Raw genomic sequence first — 9836 nt, 5'->3', positions numbered from 1 at the left:
GCGAAGTTTGCCCAGTACTGCCGTTTCAGATCTCCAGTGAAGTTCAAGTTCCAGAAAAGCTGGGTTTGCAGCGGCAAGGTAGCGGGAGTATATCCCGCGCGATTCTGGGTGTATCCGAGCGTGTCGTGATCGAAGCGGCTGACGTAGACCAGATCGTCGTTGGTTTCGAAGAAGAATCCGCGCTCTTTACTAAAGATGTTCTCGCCGCGCGATCGAGACCAGGTAACTCCGCCGCGATAGTCCGGGATGGCGTGATCCGTCAAGTAGCCTATCGATTCACCGGCTTCCGCCCACGCCGTGGCGCCGAACACCGGTTTGCTCGCCACTCCTACGGCAGTAATGAATGAACTTTCCGACAGATATTGAGGAGCGGATGCGGTGGACCCTTGCAGCGTTTCCTTTGTGTCCCCGATAAATCGCAGCGAGATGTAGGGCCGGAACCAGTTCGTCCGCTTGAGTTTCATATCGGTCTTCATCTGCGCGTAAGAAAACAGATCGTGCCAGCGCGTCGAGAACATCGGGAAACTCCACACCGTGGTGCGGAAGTCTTCCGTGGACGGGCGGAGCGAGTTGATGCTGGTTGCGGCTTTGCCCGCGACCGCGTCGTCCTCACTTTGCTTCGCCAACGCATACCATCGCATCGCCGTGCGGTCATCGTGGAGCATGTTGTAGACGCTTGCGAGTTTCAGAATGAGGGAGAAATCGACCGGGTCGGCGTCATGCGCGATTTTCAGAAACTTAAGCGCGTCTTTCAGATATCCCGCTTGAATGCTTTTATCCGCCATGATGCGCGCTTCAGCCGCAGCCTCATCAGGCGATGCTGTCCGGCGCAATTGCTGCGGCAGGTGAAGAGCGACGCGGACGCGATTCGCAAGTTCCTCGTCACCGCCGTCCAACACGCGCTTGAGCACCGGCGCGGCTTTGACCGTTTCGTTTCTGCCGAGATACAGGAAGCCGAGTTGCGCGGCGGACAAGAGATCGGCCGGTTCGGAATCCACGATGATGCGGAATTCGTTTTCGGCCTCGGCCGCGGGAACTTCATTGCGGTCGGCCATACGCAAAAGAAGGTACGCGAGTTCGCGATGCAGTTCGATATTGTGCGGGTCGAGTTCCAGCGCTCTTCGAAATTCGTAGACGAACGGATAGCGGTCCGGAAGCATTCCCTTGGCGAACTCAGCCGCGCGTGGTTCGCCGCCGCGCGAAGCCGCCAGAAGAGCCGCATTGCCTTCGTCCATGCGATTTAAATGAACAAGGACGCGGCCGAGGTCGAGCAGCACGCCTTTGCGCACAGGCAACATCTGCCAGGCGCGGCGATAGTGCTCGACGGCTAATTCCAGTTCGTCGCGCTGCTCGGCCTGCTCCGCGAGTTCGAAGTGCGCGGAAAAAGTTTCGGGTCCCGTGGCCAGCGCCTGCTTCCATCTTTCGATATTGGCTTCGAGCGGCCCGTCGATGTTGTGAAAGGCTTGTTCGGCACTGGCGCGCGAGGCGTCGTCGGCCGCTGAATCGTGCCGCACGCGGTCGAAAATGCGCCGTGCCACCGCTTTGCCGGCGATCGCTTCGCCATGCGATGTACGATCGACGCTCTCGAAGCTCAGAAAAGCATATTCGAGAGCCACGTGCGTATCCGCCGGATTCAGCCGCATGGCTTCCCCGAACTGATCGCGCGCGGCCTCATTCTCGCCAATCTTCAGCAGGGTGTACGCGAGATCTTTGCGGATGTCGGCGCGATGCGGTGAGAGCCGGATGCCTTCCGTGAAATCGGCGACGGCGCCGTCGTAGTTCTTGACGCGCAGTTCGGCGTAGGCGCGAGTCAGCGCCTGATAGGCGATGGCATCCTGATTTTCAACCGGTTTGCCCGGTTCCTCCGCCATTACAGCTTGCGCCAGTAAGGCGATTCCACAAAATGATACGGACGCGACTACCCTCATTTGTTTCAGAGGACTAGTGGAAGGGGATCGGGACTTGCTCTCGCAATTCGTTTACGGTTGCTGGCGCCTTTTCTGATTTCGCGGCGGTTTGATCAGCCGAAATCCATTATTCCAGCGAAAAGAGCTCGTGCCACGTAAACAAAAGAGGCAACGAGCCACGCAAAACAAAGTCCCGACGTCGTCTTTGCTCGGGAATCATTCGACCGATAAAACAGAAAGTAGAACATTGCCAGAAAGATCGCGAAACTTGAGACTACAAGCCAGACGAAGTCGATTCGAAATCCAGCCCATCGCAACGAGAATCATCGATCCGCGATGCCCACTGCACCGGCGCTTCCCTCGAATTGAGGTGAGAATGAAAGTGCGAAGCGCACAAAGTTCACAGAATCACACGGATCAGCCAAATGCCCGTTTCCGTATGTCGTTCCGACTCTGAAGGCTGAGGCGTCTCTGGCACCGGATCTTGCCCGGCTGTACTCACTCTCTGGCTACTCTAACGATCTCGCGCCCTCTTCAACAGAAGGGTAAATCGAGAGGAACTTATCTACCTTCGACACTTGAAACATCGTCAGGATTCGCGGTGACATGCCGACGATCGCGTGTCGCCTGCCGTGCCGCTGCGCGCTTGCATAGAAGTTGAGAACGGCGCCCAGTCCAGCCGAATCCATATAGGGTACGCCGGAGAAGTCGATCAATGTTTTCGGGCCGGTGGCCTCTCGTAACGCGCCCTGGAACTCGAACAACGTGGCTAGAGTTACCGGGCCGGTGACCTTCAAGGTTTCAATTTGCGTCCCGGGGTCGGTGGTCTTTTCGATAACGGTCGGATCGGCGGCCATGTAAAACCGATTCTACTGCACCGATTCCCGCGAAGGGTTAGGAAAATGGGTCATGGTCGAAGCAGTTCCATCACGCACCGCACTGGGCGTGGCTCTACGCCGCGCCGTTCACCAATTGTGCGACATGCCTATCGTGTTCCACGACCCGGTTGCGGTTCCGATGCTAGGCTCGCACTATGCGGATAGCTTGAACGCTTACTTGGACGGCGCCGGCGAACCCTTTGCAATGGGTATGCGCGCCCATCTGGTTGCCCGCAGCCGCTATGCGGAAGACAATTTGCGCGGGGCGGTCGAGTCGGGAGTAAGTCAGTATGTGTTGCTCGGGGCCGGTCTCGATACCTTTGCTTACCGCAATCCGTATCCGCAGCTACGCGTGTTTGAGGTAGACCACCCCGCGACTCAACAGTGGAAGCGGGAGCTGCTTGCCCGAAGCGGGATTGCGATTCCTGAAAGCCTCACTTACACTCCAGTGAACTTCGAAACCCAATCACTGGCCGCGGAACTCACGGCCGCGGGATTCGATCGACAGGCGCCTGCATACTTCGCCTGGCTTGGCGTGGTTCCTTATCTGACCCTGAACGCCTTTCGGACGACTGTCGCGTTTATCGCCGCGCAGCCCGTTGGAAGCGGCGTTACGTTCGATTACGGACAACCGCGCGCAGTGCTCCCACCGCGGGAACAGATAGCGCGCGATGCACTGGCGTCACGGGTCCAAAGTGCCGGTGAGCCGTTTCAACTCTTCTTTACACCCGGGGAAATCGCCGCTGAACTCTCCGGCTTCTCCAAACACGAGGATCTCGGCGCAACCGAGGTGAACGCCCGCTATTTCGCTGAACGCTCCGATCGCCTCGCCATTCGCGGATCTAGCGGGCGCCTGCTGTGCGCATGGCGCTAGTATCACAGCGCTCCGTTATCCTTTATCCATGCCCAACCCATTATCCATGCCCAACCCATGCCGACCGAAATCGCGTCTCACGTAGCGCACACCCGCGTGCGCACGACCGATTACGCGCTTCCGCGGCTGGATCCGTTCGACGTCTTCCTGTCGCTGCGCAATTACTTCGGGCCGGAATGCGTATACCTGCTCGAATCGCTCAGCGGGCCGGCGCGCGACTCGCTGCACTCGTTCATCGGCTTCGATCCGCTCGTCACCGTGAAGGTCCACGACCGGCTGGTGCAAGTCACTGGCAATCCCGGGCTGCGGACCAGGATTCTGGATAAAGCGGCGCGCGATCGCACCGTGATCGTGACCAGCGAATCCGTGTCGCTCGTGAACCGGCAGGGGCTCTGGGATTTTCTGCGCTCCGTGCAATCCGGCTTCGAAATCGAGCAGCCGAGCCGCCGCGAATCGAACGGTCTCTCGTTTGGCTTCTTCGGGTATTTCGGCTACGATACGGCATGGGCGATCGAGGATCTGCCGCGCCGCATTCCATCCGATCGCGTGAACTGGGATGTGAGTCTTACGATCTATCGCGGGCTCATTCGGGCCGACCTGCGGGAAGGCGGCGAATGCACTCTGATCCTGCATGCCAGCGATTCGTTTCCGAGCGGACCGCCCGTTGAGGAACTGAAAGACCTGCTGCTTTCGGAGCCCGCCAGCCGCTTCACTTTGGCCGCGGAGACGACTGCGCCGCCCGTGCCTGGACCGCTGCGAATTACCGATTCCATCGAGGCGCCCGCTTACATGCAGAACGTGGAAAAGGCGCTCCAGTATATACGGATTGGCGACATTTACCAGGTGCAACTGGGCCACGAACTGACCATCACGTCGACCGCGCATCCGTTCGATGTCTACCGGCGGCTGCGCGTGCGCAATCCTTCGCCCTACATGTTCCTTGCCCCGTTTGGAGATCTCACGGTGGTGGGCGCAAGTCCTGAATTGTTCTTGAGCGTGCTCGATGGGCGCATTGAGATGCGGCCCATTGCCGGAACCACGCGGCGGTCGCCGGACCCCGTGGAAGACGCGGCACTGACGGCGGCGCTGCTGGCGGACGAAAAGGAGATGGCCGAGCACATCATGCTAGTGGACCTTTGCCGCAATGACATCGGCCGCGTTTGCCGTCCGCGCACGCTGCATGTGGACGAACTGGCGATCGTGGAATCGTATTCGCATGTGCATCATCTGGTTTCGAATGTCTCGGGCACGCTACGCGACGACTACGACGTGTACGCCGCCATGGCCGCGACGTTTCCCGCAGGCACCATGACGGGCGCGCCGAAGATTCGGGCCATGGAAATCATCGAGGAACTGGAAACCTCCCGGCGCGGCGTGTATGCGGGGGCGATCGGCATCATTGGATTCGATAACTCGGCGTTGACGGCGCTTTGCATCCGAACCGCGATGCACTACCGCGATCGTTTCTTTGTGCGGGCGTCGGCGGGCGTTGTGGCGGATTCAGTTCCCGAAAACGAGTGGCGCGAAACGCTCCGCAAGATGGCGTCGCTGCATTGGGCGATCACCGGCGAGGACGTAAGAAGCGAAGTTAGTCTGGGAGCTACTTTGGGGACAGCCCAGTGAAAGCTCTTCTCGTGGATGCCTACGACAGCTTTGTCTATGTCATCTATCAGTATCTATGTCTGGCCGGAGTAGATACCGATGTCGTGCGCAACGACAAAGTAACGCCGGCACTCTATAACGCGGGTTATGACTTTGTGGTGCTCGGTCCGGGACCGGGACATCCGGCGGACTCACACTACCCCGAGATGATCCGGTCGTTCTCCGCTGCTAACACACCGGTGCTCGGAATTTGTCTAGGTCATCAGGCGATCGGACTCACGTTCGGTGGCAAGGTGTTGCAAGCGGCGCACCTGATGCACGGTAAGACCAGCTCGATTAGTCACGACGGAAAGGGATGCTTTGCGGGCCAGCCGAACCCGTTCCCGGCCACACGTTATCACTCGTTGATCGTCGAGCGCGATAGTCTGCCGCCTGTGCTCGAAGCCAGCGCCTGGACTCATGACGACGGTTACTTAATGGCGCTGCGCCATCGGGAGTTGCCGATCGAGTCCGTACAATTCCATCCGGAGAGTATCTTGACCGAGAATGGATTGCGCCTCATCACGAACTTTGTCGAGGCACACGTGTTACCGCGCCGCGGCGCCCTCGCTTGAAGCTTTGGGAACGGTCGTCAGAGCCATTTCCTGCGCGCCCAGTCCTGGACTGCCTCGGCAGCCAGTCGTTCCAGGTCGGCCGACACGTCGGGTTCCGGCGGCGTCTTGAAGTTGAAGCATGATTTGCCTTGCATCCGTTTTTTGAGGGCCGGCGAAAGGCCGTTCGCGAGTTCCGGGTTCACGTAAAGCGGGAACAGATGGAAACTCGCGTATGCCTTGCCCAGGCGAACCGATCCGAAGAACATGGGTTCGTTTTTGTGTTGAGGCAATGGCGAAGGTGACTGGGTCACGAGCGTGTACTCGGTCGGCTTGTCCACCGTCACGGAAAACTTGTCCGCGTGGTTAGCCAGTATGGATCTGAGGGCGGCGAATGCAGTGGAATAGTCTGCGGGCATTGGTCACAGGTTACTCCAATACTGAATCTACTGAGCCGCGCGCGTGAGCAAGCGGTGTCTCGCGACTTTTTCCGTGGGCTGCCAGACATCCCGGCTTCAGGTATGTTGTAGAAAGATTGCCATTCCGAATGCGTTCCCTTGTCTTCGCTCTGATTTTCGCGGCCGCCGCTCTGGCGCAAACCCCGGCGGCCCCCGACCCGGACACGCAGGACAAACTCCTCGATTCGATGCACGATTACGCCGACCGCTACGTTTCCAATCTGCCGAACTTCGTGTGCGATCAGGTGACGCGCGAATCGGAGGCGGACGTGCAACCGAAGCGCTGGCGCAAGGGCGATACAGTCGTGTCGAAGCTCAGCTTCCACGATGGGCGCGAGCAGAAAACGATCCAGACGGTCAACGGAAAAAGGGTCAAACCGGGTGCGCAGCCCCGCCCATTGCCGCTGACCACGGAAGGAGAGTTCGGCATGCTGCTCGCGCAGGTGCTCGGCAAGAACAGCACGGCATACTTTAGCTGGAACCGATGGGAGACCGTGCGCGGCAAACAGCTGGCGGTGTTTGATTTCACTGTCGATAAGGAGCAGTCGGCGATGACTTTGCGGATCAGCCAAGGGGCCAGCGCGGTTGTGGGCTATAAAGGTTCCGTATATGCCGACCCCAGCAACGGCGCCGTGTGGAGGATCTCCTATACGGCGAAAGACATTCCACCCGAGATACAGACGCGTCAGATCTCGACCGATGTGGACTATACGGAGACGCCCATCGGGACTAAGACTTACCTGCTTCCCGCCGACGCGTCCGTAACGTTGCTGCTCTGGACGAAGCAGATAAAGAATGAGTTAGATTTTCGAGGCTATCGTAAGTTCGAAGCGGAGTCCTCGATTACGTTTGCCGGCGAGGATAGTCCTAAGTAACGACGCTCTCTACTTCGCGGGATTCACGATCTCCAGTAGTTCCACATCGAATACAAGGGTTGAACCGCCGGGTATGGACGGACGCCCGCGGTCGCCGTAAGCGAGATCCGAGGGGCAGACTAAGTTCGCTTTCCCGCCTACCTTCATCTTCTGCAGACCCTCGGTCCAGCACTTAATCACTCCGTTCAACGGAAAGGTAGCGGGCTCGTTACGCTTATAAGAACTATCGAACTCCTTGCCGTCGGTAAAGGTGCCGCGGTAGTTTACTTTGACAGTATCGGTAGCTGCCGGGGACGCGCCCGTGCCGGGTCTTAGTTCGCGATAGATCATGCCGGAATCGGTTTTCACGGCGCCCGGTGCGGTAGCCGCCTTGGCGAGAAAGGCTAGTGACGCCGTTTTCTGCTTGGCAGCGACCGCGGAAGCACGCGCGTTCCGCAATGCTCCTATCTTGGGCTGAAACGCTTCGACGTCAATCGCAGGTTTACCCGCGGCCGCGTCGCTGAAGGCGCGCTTGACGATCGCCAGTTCCGCGGGCGATAGATCAAACGGCTGGATGGACTGGTACATCGAGACGCCGAGCGCGTAGATCGTCTTCTGATCGTCTGTTGTGAGTGCAGGCGCGGCGGCCGTGCGAGGCTTCGCGGGAGTATGAGTCGCTGGCCTCGCCGCAGGCGTTTGCGCCGATAGCCGGCCGGCGAGAGCCAAAACCGTAACAAGGGTAAGAAATGAAGAAAAGAGCCGCTGCATTCTGTAACAGCCTAGCACCCGTCAGAACAGGCTAAGACTGAAGAATTTAAAAGCTAGCGGGAACTTTTTGGCCGCTTGCGACATAACATCACTTAACGGATGGCGTGAATGATCAGCGACGAGTCCCTCATCCTGGAATTCCAGTCCGGATCGCGCGATGCGTTCGAGGAACTTTTTGCCCGCTATTGCGATCCTCTCTACCGGTTTTTCCGGCGACGGCTTCCGGGGACGGAGCGCGCGCAGGATCTGACGCAGGAAACGTTTCTGGCGGCGATGCGCGGGATCGCAAGCTATCGGCCGCGAGCGTCCGTTCGAACCTATCTCTATGCCATCGCGATGAACCTTCTGTTTGCCGAACGTCGCCACCTACGCCGCTCGCCGGTTTCTTCGAGCTTGGGCAATTTGACTTCGCGCGACGCTCCGGATACGACCGTTTGGTTGCAGCAAGCTTTGGCAAAGCTCGACCCAGGCGAGCGCGAAATCCTGATGCTGCGTGAGTACGAGCAGCTCACTTATGCGGAGATTGCGGACTTACTCGGCTTGCCGATAAATACCGTTCGCTCCCGGCTCTTCCGTGCTCGAACGGCTTTGCGGGATCTGCTGGAGCCGAGTATGGCAGCAACCCGAAAGGGGGCTTTGCGTGACCGCGAATAATCACCCTTTGCGACCTGAAGAACTTATGGCTTATCTGGATGGCGAGTTACTTCCCGCACGCGCAGGGATGGCGGGAGAGCACCTCAAGCAGTGCGGTGAGTGCCGTACCTTACGCGCGGAGTTGGAGAGCGTTTCGGGTCAGATGCGCGAGTGGGAAGTCGAGGTTCCCTCGTTCAGCGCGCCTTATCCGCGTAAGCCGGCGAAGACAGTGAAGACAGCCAACCGGCAAGCAATCCTAGTCTTTGCCGCACTTGTGATCATGGGCGTCGTAGGCATCTCGTTTTTCGGGTCGCGATCTTACAAGTTGCAATCAAGCAAGTTGCAATCAAGGGGGATCGTTCTTCAAGACTATAGGTCGTTTGCCGACCCTCGGCTTGCCGTACCGGTCAAAATCCAAAAGCGCGCGCCGATGCTGGTGCATGGAGCGGGACTGACGATTGTCTGCAAGGACTTCGGTCGGGCACGGGCCGCCATGGATAACATCGTAGCCGAGCACCACGGCTATGTTGCACAGATGCAGGTGAACGCTCCGGCCGGTGAGTCGCGCTCTCTGACCGCCACAGTCAACACGCCCGCCGCGGACCTCGATCACACCGTTGAGGAACTCAAGGCGCTGGGTCGCGTACAATCCGAAGCGCGGACTGCGACTGAAGTCACCGATGAAGTGGTCGACGTGGACGCGCGCCTCGCGAACGCCCGGAATGCCGAGCAGCGGCTGAACGAGCTACTCAGGCAGCGCACGGGCAGTGTATCCGATGTGTTGGCTGTGGAGAATCAGATCGACGATACCCGCGGGACGATTGAGAAGCTTGTTGCCGAGAAAGAAGCATTGAGCGATCGCCTCGCGTTCTCAGCCATCGTGCTACAACTTAACGAGGAAGAACACAAACCGGCAGCGAACCCGTCTGTGGTTTCGAAGTTAGGCGATGCCGCGGTTCGCGGTTACGAGAATCTGGTTGGCGCCAGCGCGGCTATCCTCGCCTTCTTACTTGCATACGGTCCGGCTTTAGTTCTTTGGTCGCTGATCCTATTCTTCCCGGCGCGGTTCGTTTGGCGGGCGATTCAGGTTCGGAGATGAATGTATCCCGACTCCGCGCCTAAATGGCCGCACTTACTATTTTTTGGGCCTCGGCGATGATCGAGTCCAAATGCTGCTGGCTGACGAGGCTTTCAGCGTATAACTTATAGATAGCTTCCGTGCCGGATGGCCGCGCCGCGAACCAGCCGTTTTCCGCGGTTACTTTCAGCCCG

General features: G+C 58.7%; 11 protein-coding genes. 6 read left to right on the top strand and 5 right to left on the bottom strand.

Annotation, left to right across the window (positions count from 1 at the left end; translation table 11 throughout):
- A partial coding sequence (locus tag H1Y01_RS13680) for a tetratricopeptide repeat protein (protein WP_180541072.1) occupies positions 1 to 1871 on the bottom strand: 1871 nt, incomplete at its 3' end.
- Between the two features lie 545 nt (positions 1872 to 2416).
- Positions 2417 to 2764: an STAS domain-containing protein gene (locus H1Y01_RS13675; protein ID WP_180541071.1), complete on the bottom strand. Its 348-nt coding sequence runs from the start codon at positions 2762 to 2764 to the stop codon at positions 2417 to 2419.
- 52 nt (positions 2765 to 2816) lie between these two features.
- On the opposite strand from H1Y01_RS13675, the gene H1Y01_RS13670 reads away from it, so the two are divergent.
- The 3 genes from H1Y01_RS13670 to H1Y01_RS13660 are packed head-to-tail and all read left to right on the top strand — an operon-like array spanning position 2817 to position 5875.
- The gene (locus H1Y01_RS13670; protein WP_180541070.1) at positions 2817 to 3659 is read left to right on the top strand and encodes a class I SAM-dependent methyltransferase; all 843 of its coding nucleotides are present in this window, start codon (positions 2817 to 2819) and stop codon (positions 3657 to 3659) included.
- Positions 3660 to 3716: 57 nt separating this feature from the next.
- The gene (locus tag H1Y01_RS13665) at positions 3717 to 5282 is read left to right on the top strand and encodes an anthranilate synthase component I family protein (RefSeq protein ID WP_180541069.1); all 1566 of its coding nucleotides are present in this window, start codon (positions 3717 to 3719) and stop codon (positions 5280 to 5282) included.
- Positions 5279 to 5875, top strand: coding sequence for an anthranilate synthase component II (locus H1Y01_RS13660; protein WP_180541068.1), 597 nt, complete (start codon positions 5279 to 5281; stop codon positions 5873 to 5875). Before H1Y01_RS13665 ends, H1Y01_RS13660 begins: the two co-directional genes overlap by 4 nt.
- Positions 5876 to 5892: 17 nt before the next feature.
- Here the strand turns inward: H1Y01_RS13660 and H1Y01_RS13655 are convergent, their stop codons facing one another.
- Positions 5893 to 6270: a hypothetical protein gene (locus H1Y01_RS13655; protein WP_180541067.1), complete on the bottom strand. Its 378-nt coding sequence runs from the start codon at positions 6268 to 6270 to the stop codon at positions 5893 to 5895.
- A gap of 128 nt (positions 6271 to 6398) precedes the next feature.
- On the opposite strand from H1Y01_RS13655, the gene H1Y01_RS13650 reads away from it, so the two are divergent.
- Complete coding sequence (locus H1Y01_RS13650) at positions 6399 to 7184, top strand: hypothetical protein (RefSeq protein ID WP_180541066.1); 786 nt, start codon at positions 6399 to 6401, stop codon at positions 7182 to 7184.
- A gap of 9 nt (positions 7185 to 7193) precedes the next feature.
- On the opposite strand, the gene H1Y01_RS13645 is transcribed toward H1Y01_RS13650, so the two are convergent.
- Positions 7194 to 7931, bottom strand: a complete 738-nt coding sequence (locus tag H1Y01_RS13645; RefSeq protein WP_180541065.1) for an FKBP-type peptidyl-prolyl cis-trans isomerase — start codon at positions 7929 to 7931, stop codon at positions 7194 to 7196.
- A gap of 108 nt (positions 7932 to 8039) precedes the next feature.
- Here H1Y01_RS13645 and H1Y01_RS13640 point away from each other — a divergent pair, with 108 nt between their 5' ends.
- Together H1Y01_RS13640 and H1Y01_RS13635 are read left to right on the top strand one after the other, a co-directional pair.
- Positions 8040 to 8585, top strand: coding sequence for an RNA polymerase sigma factor (locus tag H1Y01_RS13640; protein WP_180541064.1), 546 nt, complete (start codon positions 8040 to 8042; stop codon positions 8583 to 8585).
- A 7-nt stretch (positions 8586 to 8592) separates the two neighbouring features.
- Complete coding sequence (locus tag H1Y01_RS13635) at positions 8593 to 9663, top strand: DUF4349 domain-containing protein (RefSeq protein ID WP_180541063.1); 1071 nt, start codon at positions 8593 to 8595, stop codon at positions 9661 to 9663.
- Positions 9664 to 9682: 19 nt separating this feature from the next.
- Here the strand turns inward: H1Y01_RS13635 and H1Y01_RS20100 are convergent.
- Positions 9683 to 9836 (bottom strand): hypothetical protein (locus H1Y01_RS20100; RefSeq protein ID WP_180541062.1); only part of this gene is annotated, 154 nt, incomplete at its 5' end.

Source organism: Nevskia soli (genome assembly GCF_903970205.1).
Lineage (GTDB): Bacteria > Acidobacteriota > Terriglobia > Bryobacterales > Bryobacteraceae > Bog-113.
Note: the sequence above shows the minus strand (reverse complement) of the source record. Positions and strands in the feature narration are given on the sequence as shown.

Excerpts from the sequence above, each read along its gene's own strand:
- H1Y01_RS13670 (WP_180541070.1), top strand. The coding sequence starts at position 2,817 with ATGGTCGAAGCAGTTCCATCACGCACCGCACTGGGCGTGGCTCTACGC.
- H1Y01_RS13665 (WP_180541069.1), top strand. The coding sequence starts at position 3,717 with ATGCCGACCGAAATCGCGTCTCACGTAGCGCACACCCGCGTGCGCACG.
- H1Y01_RS13645 (WP_180541065.1), bottom strand. The coding sequence starts at position 7,931 with ATGCAGCGGCTCTTTTCTTCATTTCTTACCCTTGTTACGGTTTTGGCT.
- H1Y01_RS13675 (WP_180541071.1), bottom strand. The coding sequence starts at position 2,764 with ATGGCCGCCGATCCGACCGTTATCGAAAAGACCACCGACCCCGGGACG.
- H1Y01_RS13650 (WP_180541066.1), top strand. The coding sequence starts at position 6,399 with ATGCGTTCCCTTGTCTTCGCTCTGATTTTCGCGGCCGCCGCTCTGGCG.
- H1Y01_RS13640 (WP_180541064.1), top strand. The coding sequence starts at position 8,040 with ATGATCAGCGACGAGTCCCTCATCCTGGAATTCCAGTCCGGATCGCGC.
- H1Y01_RS13655 (WP_180541067.1), bottom strand. The coding sequence starts at position 6,270 with ATGCCCGCAGACTATTCCACTGCATTCGCCGCCCTCAGATCCATACTG.